General features: G+C 60.6%; 15 protein-coding genes. 3 read left to right on the top strand and 12 right to left on the bottom strand.

The features are described from left to right. Both ACK9YZ_RS15765 and ACK9YZ_RS15760 read right to left on the bottom strand, forming a co-directional pair. Entirely contained in the window at positions 1-687 is a 687-nt protein-coding gene (locus tag ACK9YZ_RS15765; protein ID WP_416064448.1) for a Crp/Fnr family transcriptional regulator, read from the bottom strand. A 111-nt stretch (positions 688-798) separates the two neighbouring features. Then, positions 799-996: a hypothetical protein gene (locus ACK9YZ_RS15760; protein WP_416064447.1), complete on the bottom strand. Its 198-nt coding sequence runs from the start codon at positions 994-996 to the stop codon at positions 799-801. Positions 997-1,152: 156 nt separating this feature from the next. On the opposite strand from ACK9YZ_RS15760, the gene ACK9YZ_RS15755 reads away from it, so the two are divergent. Continuing rightward, positions 1,153-2,214, top strand: a complete 1,062-nt coding sequence (locus tag ACK9YZ_RS15755) for a LacI family DNA-binding transcriptional regulator (RefSeq protein ID WP_416064446.1) — start codon at positions 1,153-1,155, stop codon at positions 2,212-2,214. 57 nt (positions 2,215-2,271) lie between these two features. On the opposite strand, the gene ACK9YZ_RS15750 is transcribed toward ACK9YZ_RS15755, so the two are convergent. The 6 genes from ACK9YZ_RS15750 to ACK9YZ_RS15725 all read right to left on the bottom strand — a co-directional run bounded on the left by ACK9YZ_RS15750 (position 2,272) and on the right by ACK9YZ_RS15725 (position 11,114). After that, positions 2,272-5,592, bottom strand: a complete 3,321-nt coding sequence (locus ACK9YZ_RS15750; protein ID WP_416064445.1) for an efflux RND transporter permease subunit — start codon at positions 5,590-5,592, stop codon at positions 2,272-2,274. A gap of 12 nt (positions 5,593-5,604) precedes the next feature. Next, the gene (locus tag ACK9YZ_RS15745) at positions 5,605-6,837 is read right to left on the bottom strand and encodes an efflux RND transporter periplasmic adaptor subunit (RefSeq protein WP_416064444.1); all 1,233 of its coding nucleotides are present in this window, start codon (positions 6,835-6,837) and stop codon (positions 5,605-5,607) included. A gap of 410 nt (positions 6,838-7,247) precedes the next feature. Continuing rightward, the gene (locus ACK9YZ_RS15740; RefSeq protein ID WP_183732190.1) at positions 7,248-8,219 is read right to left on the bottom strand and encodes an ABC transporter substrate-binding protein; all 972 of its coding nucleotides are present in this window, start codon (positions 8,217-8,219) and stop codon (positions 7,248-7,250) included. Between the two features lie 55 nt (positions 8,220-8,274). Next, positions 8,275-9,402, bottom strand: coding sequence for an ABC transporter permease (locus tag ACK9YZ_RS15735; RefSeq protein ID WP_416064443.1), 1,128 nt, complete (start codon positions 9,400-9,402; stop codon positions 8,275-8,277). After that, positions 9,399-10,283 carry an ABC transporter permease gene (locus tag ACK9YZ_RS15730; protein ID WP_416064442.1) on the bottom strand — a complete coding sequence of 295 codons (885 nt, stop codon included), beginning with the start codon at positions 10,281-10,283 and terminating at the stop codon, positions 9,399-9,401. The genes ACK9YZ_RS15735 and ACK9YZ_RS15730 overlap by 4 nt, the downstream gene beginning before the upstream one ends. 45 nt (positions 10,284-10,328) lie before the next feature. Further along, positions 10,329-11,114, bottom strand: a complete 786-nt coding sequence (locus tag ACK9YZ_RS15725; RefSeq protein WP_416064441.1) for an ABC transporter ATP-binding protein — start codon at positions 11,112-11,114, stop codon at positions 10,329-10,331. A 94-nt stretch (positions 11,115-11,208) separates the two neighbouring features. Here ACK9YZ_RS15725 and ACK9YZ_RS15720 point away from each other — a divergent pair, with 94 nt between their 5' ends. Further along, the gene (locus ACK9YZ_RS15720; RefSeq protein ID WP_416064440.1) at positions 11,209-11,622 is read left to right on the top strand and encodes a cupin domain-containing protein; all 414 of its coding nucleotides are present in this window, start codon (positions 11,209-11,211) and stop codon (positions 11,620-11,622) included. Between the two features lie 2 nt (positions 11,623-11,624). On the opposite strand, the gene ACK9YZ_RS15715 is transcribed toward ACK9YZ_RS15720, so the two are convergent. From ACK9YZ_RS15715 to ACK9YZ_RS15700, 4 genes are read right to left on the bottom strand one after another with little or no spacing between them, the layout of a single operon-like run. After that, on the bottom strand, positions 11,625-12,002 hold the full coding sequence (locus ACK9YZ_RS15715; RefSeq protein WP_416066752.1) for a hypothetical protein: 378 nt from the start codon (positions 12,000-12,002) through the stop codon (positions 11,625-11,627). Positions 12,003-12,007: 5 nt separating this feature from the next. Continuing rightward, a complete protein-coding gene (hydA, locus tag ACK9YZ_RS15710; protein WP_416064439.1) occupies positions 12,008-13,462 on the bottom strand; it encodes a dihydropyrimidinase in 1,455 nt (484 codons plus the stop codon). A gap of 35 nt (positions 13,463-13,497) precedes the next feature. After that, positions 13,498-14,103: a hypothetical protein gene (locus ACK9YZ_RS15705; protein ID WP_416064438.1), complete on the bottom strand. Its 606-nt coding sequence runs from the start codon at positions 14,101-14,103 to the stop codon at positions 13,498-13,500. Continuing rightward, positions 14,103-15,356, bottom strand: coding sequence for a Zn-dependent hydrolase (locus ACK9YZ_RS15700; protein ID WP_416064437.1), 1,254 nt, complete (start codon positions 15,354-15,356; stop codon positions 14,103-14,105). The genes ACK9YZ_RS15705 and ACK9YZ_RS15700 overlap by 1 nt, the downstream gene beginning before the upstream one ends. 312 nt (positions 15,357-15,668) lie before the next feature. On the opposite strand from ACK9YZ_RS15700, the gene ACK9YZ_RS15695 reads away from it, so the two are divergent. Next, positions 15,669-16,319, top strand: a complete 651-nt coding sequence (locus tag ACK9YZ_RS15695; protein WP_216755561.1) for a TetR family transcriptional regulator C-terminal domain-containing protein — start codon at positions 15,669-15,671, stop codon at positions 16,317-16,319. The last annotated feature ends 2 nt before the right edge of the window (positions 16,320-16,321 follow it).

Genomic DNA, 16,321 nt, shown 5'->3' with positions numbered 1-16,321 from the left:
TCATATCTGCCTGAGCGTATTAACGTCGCTGATGGCGATGAAGCGGCCGCGCACGGTAACGCCTGCCGATTTGAGCGTCGAGAAGGCACGGGATAATGCCTCCGGCGCCAGGCCGAGCTTGCGCGCGAGCAGGTTCTTCGGGAAGGGCAGCCGCAGCGATGCCGTTGCCGGTCCTTCCTCCACGCAATGCGAGAGAAGGTAGTGCGCCACGCGCTGCGGTGCCGTCTGCATCCGGTCATTGGCAAGGCATTCCATCGTCGCCAGCAGATGCAGCGACAGGCTGCGCATGATCGCAGTGCCGATCTGTGGGTGTTCGGCCAAGAGAGCGCGTACCTTACCGATGTGGAAACGGGCAAGTACCGTGTTGTCCATCGACTGGGCGCCATAACGATAGACGCCGCCTGCCTGGATCAGACATTCGGCAAAGCTGTCGCCTGGCTCGCAGATGCGGATGTCTGCCTCGCGACCCTCTCCGTTCGGACGAAAGAGCCGAACGTAGCCCTCGAGAACGCTGTAGAAATAAACGCCGGGTTCGCCTTCCTGAAAGAGAATGTCGTGCGAAACGGAAGAGATCACGGTGGAGCAGGCGCGAAGCGCCTCGGTCTCCGCGCTATCCAGTTCTGCAAATATTCCGGCTCTGGAAAGCAGCGCCCGCTCGCGGCTGCTCGGCATCAGCATCCTGTTCATGTTTCGGCCTCCGGCAGCGGTCGATGCCGCCAATATCCCCTTAATGATGCCAGAATAGGGGAAGCGGAGCGTGCGGGGATTGATTTTGGTCAAACGCTGCAGGTGAGCCTCTCATCGAAGCCGGCGATCGATCGGGATGGTAAAGGACCAGGCGTCCGGACCTTTACGGTTGCTGATGAACCGGCGGATGAAGGGCAGGAACACAAACAGACGCTTGCCGCGTTCGGCCTCCTTGGCAGGCTGCCTGTTGCGCGGGTTACCCCAGCGGTCTTCATAGAGATCCTTGAATAGCGAAGTGATCGGCAGCATCGCTCGTTTCTCCATATTATTGAATCGATTCAATTTATGGCCATATTTATTGAACCGATTCAATTCTCCTCCTCATTCCCAATGCTGTCAAGTTCATTTTGAACCGATACAATCTTTTGCTAGAGTGCGCCAAATTCGTACCTGCAAGGAGTAGCTTTGGGTAAAGGGCATGTGAGATTGGCTGATGTCGCCAAGGCGGCAGGCGTATCGCAGGGTACGGCATCGAATGTCTTCAGCCGTCCGGACGTGGTCCGGGAGGAAGTGCGGGAACGGGTGCTCAATGTCGCCCGGGAGCTCGGTTACGGCGGGCCTGATATCAAGGGCAGGCTGCTCAGGGCAGGGCGGGTGAACGCGATCGGCGTCGCCGCCGTCGAGCCGCTCGCCTATTTCTTCGACGATCCCTGGGCACGCTCCCTGATGACTGCGATCGGTGAGGTCTGTGATGCCAGCGGCACCGGTATTGCCGTCGTATCGGCGATGAACGAGGAACGGCTTGCCTGGAACATCAACAGCGCGCTTGTCGACGGCTTCATCCTGCTATGCGTGGAGGGTGGGGAGAGGTTGGTGGAGCTCACCCGCCAACGTCAGCTGCCGTTCATCGCGCTTGCGCTCGGCATCGAGGACGAGACCATTCCGGCAATCGGGATCGACAATGTCTCGGGCGGGGCTGTGGCCGCGCGGCATCTGCTGCAACTCGGGCACCGTGACATCGCGATCCTGTCTATCGGCGATGTCGATGGTCTTGTCGGCCTGGTGGCGCCGGAGCGTGTGGACCCCGAAATGGAGGCCACGCCGCGCGACCGCATGCACGGCTACTGGCAGGCGATGGCAGAATACGGCATCCCGCGTGAAGCCGTCCCGATCCAGGGAACGCTGCATGACAGGCCGAGCACGCTGACGGCAATGGAAGCCCTGTTCTCCTCCGGCAATCCGCCGACGGCCATTCTGGCGATGTCGGACAAGGTTGCGCTGTTTGCCATGCAGTGGCTGGCCGAACAGGGGCTGAAGGTGCCCGAGGATGTTTCCATCATCGGCTTTGATGGCGTGCCCGAGGCGGCGACCTCGCTGCCGCGCCTGACCACGGTCGCCCAGCCTTTTGCCGAAATCGCCCGGCGCGCAGTGACGGCGATTCTCGAAAATGCGCTGCCGGCAGACCATGAGGCGCTCGATCTCGAACTTGTCGTGAGAGACAGCACGGCGGCGCCAAGGCTGCGGTAAGTCAGGAAAACAAAAAGGCCGGGTCGATGCCCGGCCTCTTCTCTTGTGATGTCCTGATTACTCGGCCGCGAAGGGCGGCAGGCGCAGCACGTTGGTGTCGCTGCCGGTCTTGCGCTTGCTCTCCGGCTTCTCGATCGCATTCAGGCGCTCTTCCAGCGCATCGATATCGCTGCTGTTCTCGCGGGTGACGCGGGTGAGATCTTCGCGCGACAGCGGCAGTTCTTCCTCGTCCTTCCTGCCGACGAGACGGCCGAAGATCCAGCCAAGCAGGCGAGACAGGTCATCCATGATCAGGAAGAAGGAGGGCACGACGACGAGTGAGAGCACCGTCGAGACGATGATGCCGCCGATCACCGCGATCGCCATCGGCGCGCGGAATGAGCCGCCTTCGCCGACGCCGAGTGCGGACGGCAGCATGCCGGCAGACATGGCGATCGAGGTCATGATGATCGGGCGGGCGCGCTTGCGGCCGGCTTCGACCATGGCCTCGACACGAGCCATGCCCTGGTGGCGCATCTCGATTGCGAAATCCACGAGCAGGATGGCGTTCTTGGTGACGATACCCATCAGCATCAGGATGCCGATCATGACCGGCATCGACAGCGGATTGCTGGTGACGATCAGGCCCGCCGCCACGCCGCCGATGGCGAGCGGCAGCGAGAACAGGATGGTGAAGGGCTGGATCACGTCCTTGAAGAGCAGGATCAGCACGGTCAGCACCAGGAGAAGGCCCATCAGCATCGCGTTGACGAAGCTCTGCTGCATCTCCGTCTGCACCTTGGTATCGCCGCTTTCGGCAAGATGCACCGTGGCCGGGATCTTGGCCTCGTTGACGATCTGGCGGAAGCGGGCCGAGGCCGTGTCGAGGGCGACACCCTGAGGCAGGTCGGAACCGATCGAGACGACGCGGTAGCGGTTGTTGCGCTTGATCGAGCTTACGCCTTCCGAATAGTCGATATCGGCGACGGTTGCGAGCGGAACGGTGCCGCCGCTGGCGGTCTGGATCTTCAGCGCCCGAATGGCCGAGAGATCGCGGCGCATGTCGAGCGAAGCCTGGACCCGGATCGGGATCTGGCGGTCGTCGAGCGAGATCTTGGCAAGGGCCGCATCGACATCGCCGATGGTGGCGACGCGGATCGTTTCGGAGATCTGCTGCGGCGTGATGCCGAGGCGGGCAGCCTCGTCCTTGCGCGGACGAACCTGCAGTTCCGGACGGGGCAGGGCGCCGTCGGCGCTGACATTGGCAAGCAGCGGATCGGCGCGGAGCTTGGATTCCAGAATGCCGACCGCATCGTTCAGATCCTGCTCGTTCTTCGAGAGGAAGTTGAAGGAAAGGTCGCGTTCGCCGCGGTCGTTGAGCTTCAGGATACGAACGTCGGGAATGTCGCGCAATTTGGCGAAGACTTCCTTCTCGATATTCCATTGCGGGCGTTCACGGCCATGGACTTCCACCTTTGGAAGCATCGGGCCGATGACTGGGATATGGCCAAGCACATCGTTGACCACCTTCTTGACCAGCGATTGGTCGAGCTTGTCGAGTGCGAGCGTGATGGTCGCGCGGCGCAATTCGAGATCACCCTTCGGTGAAGCGCCGCCGAGGACGAATACGCTTTCCACGCCGTCGATATCCTTGACCCTGTCATAGATCGCATCGGTCGTCTTCTCGGTGTCGTCGAGCCGCGCGTTCGGCGGTAGTTCGACCGAGAGAACGATGCGCGAGGCGTCTTCCGGCGGCAGGAAGCTGCCGGGAACCTGCATGAGCAACATGACAGAACCGACCAGAAAGCCGATCGCCACGAGCAATGTCGCATAACGCGTATACCAGCGGCCGGTCGTGCCGCGTATGAGACGTGTGTATCCACGCATCAGCAGACCGTCATTGTCATGATGGTCTTCCATGCCGTCTTCGGCGCGCATGAGATAGGCGGCCATCATCGGGGTGATGAGGCGCGCGACCATCAGCGAGAAGAAAACGGAGAAGGCGACGGTCAGGCCGAACTGAATGAAGTATTGGCCCGGAATGCCCGGCATGAAGGAAACGGGCACGAAGACGGCGATGATCGTGAAGGTCGTGGCAATGACGGCAAGACCGATTTCGTCCGCCGCCTCGATCGCCGCTCGATAGGGCGTCTTGCCCATCTTGATGTGGCGAGCGATGTTTTCGATTTCCACGATGGCATCGTCGACGAGAATACCCGTCGCGAGCGTCAAGGCGAGGAAGCTGACGAGGTTCAGCGAGAAGCCCATCATATCCATGACCCAGAAGGTCGGGATCGCGGAGAGCGGAAGGGCGATGGCGGAAATCAGGGTTGCCCGCCAGTTGCGGAGGAACAGCAGGACGACGATGACGGCGAGCAGCGCGCCTTCGAGCAGCGTATGAATGGCGGCTTCGTAGTTGCCGTAGGTGAAATAGACCGAATCGTCGATCATCTCGATCTTCACATTCGGGTTTTCGCTCCGCACCTTGTCGAGGCTCTGCGCTACGGTTTCGGCGACGCTGACTTCGCTCGCCCCCTTCGAGCGGAAGACGCCGAAGGTGACGACCGGCGTGTCGTTGAAGCGCGAGAAGGATTTCGGCTCCTCGTATGTATCCTTGATAACGCCGAGATCGGACAGTTTGACGAAACGGCCGCTCGGCAGCGCAATCGTCGTGTCGGCGAGCTCGGCGACGTTGCGGGCGTCGCCGAGAACGCGGATCGCCTGCTCGCTGCCCGCCACCTGGCCGCGGCCGGAGCCGAGATCGACGTTGGTGCCGCGCAGCTGCTGGTTCACGCTTGCGGCGGTAATGCCGTAAGCATTGAGCTTGTCGGGGGTGAGTTCGATGCGGACTTCGCGTTCGGCGCCGCCGTAACGGTCGACGCGGCCGATGCCGGCCTGACCCTGCAGCGCACGCTTGATCGTATCGTCGACGAACCAGGAAAGCTCTTCCAGCGACATATCGGGCGAGGAGACGGCGAAAGTCTGGATCGCCTGGCCTTCGACGTCGACCTTGGTGACGATCGGTGTCTCGGCGGTTGCCGGCAGATCGCTGCGGATGCGGTCGATCGCGTCCTTGACGTCCTGAACGGCCTGCTCCGTCGGCACTTCCATCCGGAACATGACGTTGGTCTGCGAGCTGCCGTCGGTGACTGTCGACTGGATTTCGTCGATGCCGGTGATCGAGGCGATCGCGTCTTCGATCTCCTTCGTCACCTGCATTTCGAGTTCGGCCGGCGAAGCGCCGCTCTGCGTGACGCTGATCGAAACGAGCGGCACGTCGATGTTCGGGAAGCGCGTGATCGGCAGCTTGTTGAAGGACTGCATGCCGATGAATATCAGCAGGCAGAAGGCCAGGAGCGGCGCGACCGGATTTCGAATGGACCAGGCTGAAAAATTCATCGGATGGTCTCTTTAGTTGGAAGCCGAAGGCTGTTCGCGCACCGGCGTGATGTGGTCGCCGTCGCGGACATAGGCGCCCGCCTTGGCCACGACTTCGTCGCCGGTCTTCAATCCACTTGTAATTTCGACATAGGCCCCGTCCTGAATGCCGGTCTCGACCTTGGCGAATTTCACCACGCCATTCTCGACCCTGCGGGCGGAGGAGCCTTCGCTGCCGGTGAGCACCGCCGTCAGCGGAAGGGATACGCCCTCGGTCTCGCGGACGATGATCTCGGCGCTGCCATACATGCCGGAACGCGCCTTGCTGTCGTCGTCGATGGAGATATGGACGAGACCAAGGCGGGTGACCGGATCGACGGTCGGCGACACCAGGCGCACCGCGCCGGAAAGCTTCTCGCGGCTGCCGGAAAGCGAGATCGTCGCCTTCTGGCCGGCCGTGATCCTGACAATGTCGCTTTCGGCGACTTCGGCGACAAGCTCGATATCGCCGTCGCGGATAAGAGTGAATAGCGGATCGCCGTTGCCGGCGGCAATGGCGCCGACCTTGGCGTTCTTTGCCGAGATCGTGCCGGCAACCGGCGTCTTCACGTCGGTTCGGGCGAGCTTCAGATCCGCATCGGCAATCTGGCTGTCGAAAACCTTGAGGTCGGCTTCGGCGACTTCGATCGCCTGCTCGGCGGAAGCGACGCGCGCATTGGCGGCGGCGGCGGTTGCGTCGGCCTGCTCGACCTGGGCGGTCGAAACCGTGCCCTTCTTACCCATTTCCTGGGCGCGGGCCTGCTGCTGTCTTGCCTGTTCGGCATTGGCCTGTGCTTCGATGAGCTGGGCGCGCAGCTGGGCAAGGCTTGCCTCGCCCTTGGCTTTCGTCGCCATCATCTGGCTCTTGGTCAGCACCAGAGCGTCATCGTTCAGCGTCGCCAGCGTGCTTTCGGCCTGAACCTTGTCGCCGACATCGGCCTTCAGGGTGCGAATGGAGAGGCCTTCAACCTGCGGCTGGATATAGACTTCCTCGACAGGCTTGACGGTTCCCGTGCCGATGACACGGTCAACAAGGGTGCGGTTCACCGCCGTGGTGACGACGATTGCCGGCAGGTTCTGGGAAGCCTGGGTCTGCGCATGGGTGACCTGGGGTTCCTCGGCAAATACAGCCGAGGCCGCAAAAGCGGCGGCAAGAAGGGCCGAGACCGCAAAAGCGGCGACAGGGAAAGTGGAGGCGCGTAGTAGTGCGTGCGGCTTGAGTGCCATGCGTCGTCGTCCAATCTCTTGACGGGATCGGCCGAACTCGCGCGTTCTCAAACAGGCTCGCGGTCGGGCGAATGCCGTCTTCCAAATCTCAGAGGTATTTACCCGCATCCCATTCGCCGGAACTTATGGTCCCAATCCGGCAAATCCGGCTAGTACGTGGTATCGATTTGCTCCACGTGCAAGCCCGGCAGAAAATAATACCCCATAAGATACTATTAATTACCATTGCGATGCCCATCAATCACCTGAGGGTTATGTGAACATGACGATGATTGATCGGCTCTCATATGCTTTGACGTTTGACGCCCGATAAATGCGACAGTTGCAAGGCGATTTTTTCATGGAGTGCAAAAAATAGAAACGCGCGGGACAATCTCCCGCGCGCGTTGTATTTCGGCATCGATATGCTGTTACTTGGCGGCGGCGTCCGTGATGTCGTGGGTCCAGGCGCCCGACGGCTCCTTGTTGATGATCTTCTGGTCGAGCAGGGCCTTGGCCGTGCGATCATAAAGCGTCGTGTCGAGCTTGCCGGTGCCGTCTCCGATCAGCTTGGCGACTTCGCCCATCATCCGCTTCTGATGGTTCTCGTCCTGGCCGCCGGCGTCGACGACGATCCCGGCTGCATCGTCAGGATTTTCCATGGCGTATTTCCAGCCCTTCATGGAAGCGCGGACGAACTTGACCATCTTTTCCTTGAAGGCCGGATCCTTCAGCTTGTCTTCCATTGCATAGAGGCCGTCTTCCAGGAGGTCGTTGCCCATGGCGGTATAGTTGAAGACAACAAGGTCTTCCGGCTTCAGGCCCGCATCGATCGCCTGCCAGTACTCGTTATAGGTCATGACGGAGATGCAATCGGCCTGCTTCTGCAGCAGCGGCTGCACATCGAAGCTCTGCTTCAGCACGGTCACGCCGTCAGGGCCTCCGTCCGTCTTGAGGCCAAGCTTGTTCATCCAGGCGAAGAAGGGATATTCGTTGCCGAAGAACCAGACGCCGAGCGTGTGGCCCTTGAAGTCGGCTTCGGTTTTGACCGGGCCATCCTTACGGCAGATCATTTCCATGCCGGACTTCTGGTAGGGCTGGGCGATGTTGACGAGCGGAACGCCCTTTTCGCGGGCAACCAGAGCGCCGCCCATCCAGTCGACAATCACATCGGCGCCGCCGCCGGCAATCACCTGCTCAGGCGCAATATCCGGGCCGCCCGGCTTGATATCGACATCGAGGCCTTCTTCTTCGTAGTAGCCCTTGTCCTTGGCGACGTAATAACCGGCGAACTGCGACTGGGTGACCCATTTCAACTGCAGCGTCACCTTGTCGGCGGCCATCGCGTGTGCTGCGGCAAGCGACATCGCGCTCGCCATCATTGCAACCATCAACTTTTTCATTTTCTTTTTTCCCTCTGAAGTTATGCCCAGGCCCATCTGCAGGGTCGGGGCGCGTCTAACCACCACGGATAGACGGATGCCAGAACGTCACCGCCCTCTCTGCAAGGGCGACGACACCATAGAAGATCGAGCCTGCAAGCGCCGCGACGGCGATCTCGGCCCAGACCATGTCGACATTCATGCGGCCCATCTCGGTGGAGATGCGAAAGCCCATGCCGACGATCGGCGTTCCGAAGAATTCCGCAACGATGGCACCAATCATCGCCAGCGTCGAGTTGATCTTCAGCGCATTGAAAATGAACGGCATTGCGGCGGGAAGCCTGAGCTTTACGAGCGTCTGCCAATAGTTCGATGCGTAGGTGCGCATCAGATCGCGCTCCATGTTGCCGGAGGCGGCAAGTCCTGCGACAGTGTTCACCAGCATCGGGAAGAAGGTCATGATGATGACGACGGCGGCCTTCGATTGCCAGTCGAAACCGAACCACATGACCATGATCGGCGCCACGCCTATGATCGGCAGGGCGGACACCATATTGCCGATCGGCAGCAGGCCGCGGCGCAGGAAGGCGAAGCGGTCGGCGAGGATCGCGACCACGAAGCCGCTCAGGCAGCCGATGGCGTATCCGATCAGAACCGCTTTGAAGATCGTCTGCCTGATATCTTCGCCAAGGATTGGTAAGGAGCCCGATATGCGTGCCCAGATCGCGCTCGGTGGAGGCAGGATGACGAAAGGAATGCCGGCGCCGCGCGTGATTGCTTCCCAGATGATGAGGATCCAGGCGCCGAAAATCGCCGGGATCAGGAGACGCAGCAGCCATTTGCCAACATGGGTTGGCGGTTGGAGTTCCGAGAGTTCCGTGACGCAGCGCGAGGCAAGCAGCCAGCCGGCGGCAAGCAGCAGGAAGAAGGAAGCGCCCGCGAAGCGCTCGTTACCCGAGAGCGTGCCGAGCAGCAACCACGCGGCGCCATGAGTGCCGATGAAGAGGGCGGTTGCGGCGATCGCTGTGGATAAGGGCGCGAAGCAGACCAGCGCTGCGGCGATGACGAGCAGGGTAATCAGTGCGGTTGTGGCGGATAATGGAGGCGCAGGGGCTCCTGCCGCATAGAGCGGCAGCATAAACATGGCCGCTACCGCGCAAAGAAGGGCGATCGAGCCCTGCCAGGAAAGCGTTATCTGCTTCATGCCGGTCTCCCGCCCATTGCGCGATCGACGATCTTGGCAACGAGGCCGACGACGGTGACGAGAATTGCCGCGAGGACCGAGCCGGCAACGAGTGCCGCCCATATATCGATGGTCTGGCTGTAATAGGAGCCGGCAAGCAGCTTCGAGCCGATGCCGGCGACAGCACCTGTCGGCAGTTCGCCGACGATGGTGCCGACGAGGCTTGCGGCGATCGCCACCTTCATCGAGGTGAAAAGGAAGGGAATGGAGGCCGGGACGCGCAACTTCCAGAAGGTTTGCGCAGCCGTGGCGTTATAGGTGCGCATCAGGTCGAGATGCATGACTTCGGGCGAGCGCAGCCCCTTCACCATACCGACGGCGACCGGAAAGAAGGAGAGATAGGTCGATATCAGTGCCTTCGGGATCAGGCCGGTAATATTGATCGAGCCGAGAACGACGATGATCATGGGCGCGACCGCCAGGATCGGCACGGTCTGCGAGGCGATGATCCAGGGCATCAGGCTGCGGTCGAGCGCCTTGATATGGATGATGCCGACAGCAATGACGATGCCGAGCAATGTGCCGAACGCAAAGCCGAGAACGGTCGAGGAGAGCGTGACGCCCGCATGATAGACGAGGCTGCGATTGCTGGAGAGTTTTCTGAGGAAAGTGTTTTCGAAGACGTTCTGCGCCACCTGATGCGGCGCCGGCAGGACGGGCTTCGGTTGGGAAAGCGTCTTGCCGATGAATTCCATCGTCGTCGAGGTGATGTTGTTGCGCGTATCCATGTCACGCTGGAAAGGCGCGTTGAGGAGCACGGCGGCGATATACCAGACGGCGATCAGGACCAGCAGGATGGTGAGAACAGGGACGATTTTGTCCTTGAGGCTGTCGGGTTTCATGCGGCGTCCCTCCAGGTGCGGGGGGTAGCTACCGAACGCAAGGCCTTACTGCTCATAACTGTGCCCCGCTCTCAGCCCCTCGCGAACGCGGTGGGCGATTTCCAGGAATTCCGGGGTCTCGCGAATGTCGAGCGGGCGCTCCTGCGGCAGTGTCGAGTCGATGATGTCGGTCACCCGACCGGGGCGTGGCGACATGACGACGATCTTCGTCGAGAGGTAGACTGCTTCTGGAATGGAGTGGGTGACGAAGCAGATCGTCTTGTTGGTGCGTGCCCACAATTTCAGAAGGGCGGCGTTCAGATGGTCACGGACGATTTCGTCGAGCGCGCCGAAGGGTTCATCCATCAGCAGCAGGTCAGCGTCGAAGGCGAGCGCGCGGGCGATCGAGGCGCGCTGTTGCATGCCGCCTGAGAGCTGCCAGGGAAATTTCTTCTCGAAGCCGGAGAGTTCGACGAGGTCGAGCGCCCCATCAATGCGCTTCTTCTGTTCGGGTTTCGAATAACCCATGATCTCCAGTGGCAGGGCGATGTTCTTCTCGATCGTGCGCCACGGATAAAGTGCGGGCGCCTGGAAGACGTAGCCATAGGCACGGGCCTTGCGAGCCTCATCCGGTGTCATGCCGTTGATGGCGATGTCGCCGGAGGTCTTGCGCTCGAGATCGGCGATGACGCGCAGGAAGGTCGTCTTGCCGCAGCCGGAAGGGCCGATGAAAGAAACGAACTCGCCCCTGCGGATATCGAGATTGACATCAGCAAGCGCGTGCACCGCGCCGTCATTCGTCTGGTAGGTGAGACAGAGATCCTTGGCGGATACGACGGAGGGTGCTTGCATCAATAAACCAGTCTTGTTTTTGCCGCGCCGTCGCGGTTTTCCATGATATCATTGCCGCCGGTCTTACCGACAGCACAGTCCTTGGAGGATGAGGATGGACGCAAAATCAAAGCCCACCTGCCACATTGTTCGCCCCAACCACACCTATGACGGTAAGCAGGGGCTGAGCTATTTCCAGGGCATCGCCGCCGAGACGGTTGGTGCGAAGGGCATCTGCATGCATCTTCTGACGATCCCGCCCGGCGTGCGTGCCAAGGCGCATCTGCATGAAGCGCATGAGACGGCGATCTACATGCTCTCCGGCGAGGCGCATACCTGGTACGGCGACCAGCTCGAGAACCACATTGTCGTGCATGCCGGCGAGCTTTTCTACATCCCGGCGGGTGTCCCGCATTTGCCGGCCAACTTGAGCAGCACGCCCTGTACGGCGATCATTGCCCGCACCGATCCGAACGAGCAGGAAAGCGTGATCCTGCTGCCGGAGCTCGATGCGTTGGTGCCGGCGTGAGGCTATTTGCATAGCGGCAGCGGCCCCCACTTGATTGCGGCATCAGCCACGAACCCGATCGTATAGCCTTCAGGCCCCGATATGATCTTGACGGTGTCGTCGTTGCTGCCCTCTTCGCCCTCTGCCTGGCAAGCGACCGTGGCGGTGAAATCCTTGCCTTTGGTCTTCAGGACTTTCTTGATTTCGCAGTAAGAGGCTGCCGTGGTGATGCCCTCGGAAGTCAGCAGAAAGAAATTATCGGAACCTGTGCTTTCGCCGCTCTTGGCGTAGGTGCAGCCATCCGTGTTGCCGTAGCTGCCCTTGATGGGCAGCGTGTCAGCATTCGCCACGATGGAAAGCGCGGCCACGGAAACGATTGTCAGAAGCAGATGGCCGCGCATATGTATCACACGCCGCTCGCCGGGATGCCCGTGCGTTCGACCTTGCGGGGAGCGGTGATCTCCTTCCAGGTCGACAGTGCCTTGCTAACGGCGGTGACCGGCTCGCGCTTGACGAATTCGCCATGGCCCGAGCGGGTCTTGACGGTCCCTTCCTCGATCGCCACGACACCACGTGTCAGGGTATAGCGCGGCAGGCCGGTGACTTCCTTGCCTTCGAACACGTTGTAATCGATCGCCGACTGCTGGCTCTTCGACGTAATGGTCTTGGAGCGTTTCGGATCCCAGACCACGAGATCGGCATCGGCGCCGACGAGGATGGCGCCCTTCTTCGGGTAGATGTTGAGGATCTTGGCAATGTTGGTGGAGGTGACGGCGACGAACTCGTTCAACGTCAGACGGCCGGTATTGACGCCGTAAGTCCAGAGCATCGGCATGCGGTCTTCGAGGCCGCCGGTGCCGTTCGGGATCTTGGTGAAGTCACCGACGCCGAAACGCTTCTGCGCTGTGGTGAAGGCGCAGTGGTCGGTTGCCACCACCTGCAGCGAGCCGGAGGCTAGGCCGGCCCAGAGGCTGTCCTGATGCTGCTTGTTGCGGAAGGGCGGGGACATGACGCGGCGGGCGGCATGGTCCCAGTCCTTGTCGAAATATTCGGTTTCATCGAGCGTCAGGTGCTGGATCAGCGGCTCGCCATAGGCGCGGATACCCTTCTGGCGGGCACGGCGGATCGCTTCATGGGCCTGTTCGCAGGAGGTGTGGACGATATAAACAGGGCAGCCGGCCATGTCGGCGATCATGATGGCGCGGTTGGTGGCCTCGCCCTCGACTTCGGCCGGGCGCGAATAGGCGTGCGCCTCCGGGCCATTGTTGCCTTCCGAGAGCAGCTTGGCCGACAGGGAGGCGACGACATCGCCGTTTTCGGCATGGACGAGCGGCAGGGCGCCAAGCTCGGCGCAGCGCTGGAAGGAGGCGAACATCTCGTCATCGTTCACCATCAGCGCGCCCTTATAGGCCATGAAGTGCTTGAAGGTGTTGATGCCCTTGTCCTGAACAATCGTCTTCATCTCGTTGAAGACCTGCTCGCCCCACCAGGTGATCGCCATGTGGAAGGAATAGTCGCAATTGGCACGCGTCGACTTGTTGTCCCACATGGTCAGCGCTTCAAGCAGCGACTGGCCGGGAGAGGGAAGGGCGAAATCGACGACCATGGTCGTTCCGCCGGCAAGCGCCGCACGCGTGCCGCTCTCGAAATCGTCGGAGGAATAGGTGCCCATGAAAGGCATTTCGAGATGGGTGTGCGGATCGATGCCGCCGGGCATAATGTAGCAGCCTGTGGCATCCAGTACTTCGTTGCTGGAAAGGTTCGGGCCGATCTCGACGATCTTGCCACCGTCGATCTTCACGTCCGCCTTGTAGGTGAGGTCGGCCGTGACGATGGTGCCGTTCTTGATGACTGTAGTCATGGCTGCTGTTCCTTTTCCGTGCGGTCTTGTTCCTGTTACTGCTTAACTGTCATCGTGGGCGTGCCACTTCGCAGGAGCGCTGCACCCTTGGCGATGAGGCTGTAGACTGCTTCCTCACTCAGTTCGTCGGGCGCGTCGTGCTCTTCCTCATAATACCAGTCGGGCTGGTCAACGACATCTGTGCCGCCGACTGACAAGGACCAAAAACCATCGCTTTCGTGAAAGTAGAAATCCTTGCCATCGATCAGTCCGGTTGACTGTACGGGTTGGTTACCCCTGGGACGTTCGATCAGTATGCCGGGCATGGAAGGGCCGAGTTCGATTCGAACCACGCTAGGCCCAGGCCCAGAAAGATAATAGGTCTGGTGGGGCGCATCTCGGGCGTGGTCATCTGAACAGGCCAGTTGAACACCAGAAGGTTTATAGCGCCAAAAGCTCGATATTTGCGGAAGCCTGATCCGCTCGCCTGCCGTGTTGATGCCAACGTAGAAGATCCGCACACTGGGGACGTCGCCCCACGGACCTTCGTTCACCGGCGTCTCATTGGCACTCGCCCATGCAAGATCGTCGGCATTTTGCTGAAAGTATAACTTAGAGGCATCAGGATAATCGAGATAAGTCGTTGGTAAGTCCGATGCCATCACACCACAATCTCCGCCGTCTCGACGACCGCATGGAACAGCACGTCAGCGCCAGCTGTTGCCCATTCCTTGGAAATCTCCTCAGCCTCGTTATGCGAGAGACCACCCACGCACGGGCACATGACCATGGTGGCAGGCGCGACCTTGGCGGCCCAGCAGGCATCGTGTCCGGCGCCGGAGATAATGTCCATGTGGGAGTAGCCGAGGCGGTCTGCGGCGGAGCGGACGGAGGTGACGAGCCTTTCGTCGAAGGTGACGGGTTCGAAATGGCCGATCGCTTCGATGGAACAGCCGACACCGAGCGCATCGCAGATCTTCGGCGCTTCGGCCTCGATCTTTGCCCGCATGCGGTCGAGCTTGGCCTTGTCGGGCGAGCGGATGTCGACTGTGAAGACCACCTTGCCCGGCAGCACGTTGCGGGAATTCGGCGAGAAGAAGACCTGGCCGACGCCGCCGACGGCGCCCGGCTGTTCGCCTATGGCGACACCCTGGACCATTTCGAGGATTCGCGACATGGCAAGGCCGGCATTGACGCGCATGTTCATCGGCGTCGAACCGGTATGGGCCTCCTTGCCGGTCAGCGTGAATTCCAGCCACCATAGGCCCTGACAGTGGGTGACGACGCCGATCTGCTTGTTCATGGCTTCGAGAATCGGGCCTTGCTCGATGTGATATTCGAAATAGGCGTGCATCTTGCGGGCGCCGACTTCCTCATCGCCAACCCAGCCGATGCGCTTCAACTCGTCACCGAAGAGATTGCCTTCGGGATCCTTGCGATTATAGGCGAAATCCAGGCTATGAACGCCGGCAAAGACGCCTGATGCCAGCATGGCGGGCGCAAAGCGGGCGCCTTCCTCATTGGTCCAATTGGTGACGACGATGGGGTGCTTGGTCCTGATACCGAGGTCGTTCATGGTCCTGACGACTTCGAGAGCGCCGAGCACGCCGAGCACGCCATCATACTTGCCGCCGGTCGGCTGGGTATCCAGATGCGAGCCGACATAGACGGGAAGCGCATCGGGGTCGGTGCCGGGGCGGGTCGCAAACATCGTGCCCATCTTGTCGACGCCGAGGGTCAGGCCTGCGTCTTCGCACCATTTTTTGAAAAGGCTGCGGCCCTCGGCATCCGAATCCGTCAGCGTCTGGCGGTTGTTGCCGCCGGCTATTCCCGGGCCGATCTTTGCCATGTCCATGAGACTGTCCCAGAGACGGTCCCCGTTGACGCGCATGTTTTCGCCTGGCGCTGCCACCATATTGAAAGTCCTCACCTGTTTTGCGGCAGTCATGCAAGGTGCATGCCCGCCATGTTCCCGTGGTCAAATCCCGCTGCTGCTTGTTGTTCTGTCAGCGCTGGAAAATCGCCAGTTGCCTTTGTTTTTTATCTGGCGGATAATTTGACCGATTGGTAAACATTACAACTTCCATCGCTGCGCTCAAGACGAAAATCACGAAAAATACATAGAAATATAAGGGCAAACATACCGGCAAGTGCCCATTAAAGCGGCGGGAGGGGCCGTTCTTTCAATCTTGAGCGAAGGAGTTGAATTTCAAGGGGAAAAGAGCGGATGGCCATACCGAGAGCGGCGAAGACACTTCGGCGGACACGCATCCAGGAGGAGAAGGAAGAGCAGATCCTGGAGGCGGCGCTCGATGTGTTTTCGGTCAGCGGCTTCCGCGGCTCGACCATCGACCAGATCGCCGAGGTGGCCGGCATGTCGAAGCCGAATCTCCTCTATTATTTCCGCACCAAGGAAGCCATGCACCGCGCGCTGATCGACCGGGTGCTTTTCAACTGGCTGGAGCCGCTGAGGGCCTTCGATGCGGAAGGCAATCCGGAATCGGAGATCCGCAGCTATATCCGCCGCAAGCTCGAGATGGCGCGCGATTTCCCCCGCGAGAGCCGGCTTTTTGCCAACGAGATGCTGCAGGGCGCGCCGCACGTCCTCGATATGCTTAAGGGACCGCTGAAAGAGCTGGTCGATGAAAAGGCGGCCGTCATCCGCACCTGGATCAAGAGCGGCAAGATCGCCTATTGCGATCCCTATCACCTCATCTTCTCGATCTGGTCGACGACGCAGCACTATGCCGATTTCGACGTGCAGGTTCGCGCTGTGCTCGGCGAAGAGCATTCGGGCGACGGGCGTTTCGAGGATGCGGCGCGTTTCCTGGAGCAGCTTTTCATTGGCGGGTTGAGGCCGGATCGTTCCGGCACCTGACG

It is taken from the genome of Rhizobium sp. ZK1 (assembly GCF_047782645.1).
Taxonomy (GTDB): Bacteria; Pseudomonadota; Alphaproteobacteria; order Rhizobiales; family Rhizobiaceae; genus Rhizobium.
The sequence above is the reverse complement of the archived record's forward strand: the minus strand, read 5'-3'. Positions and strand labels throughout refer to the sequence as shown.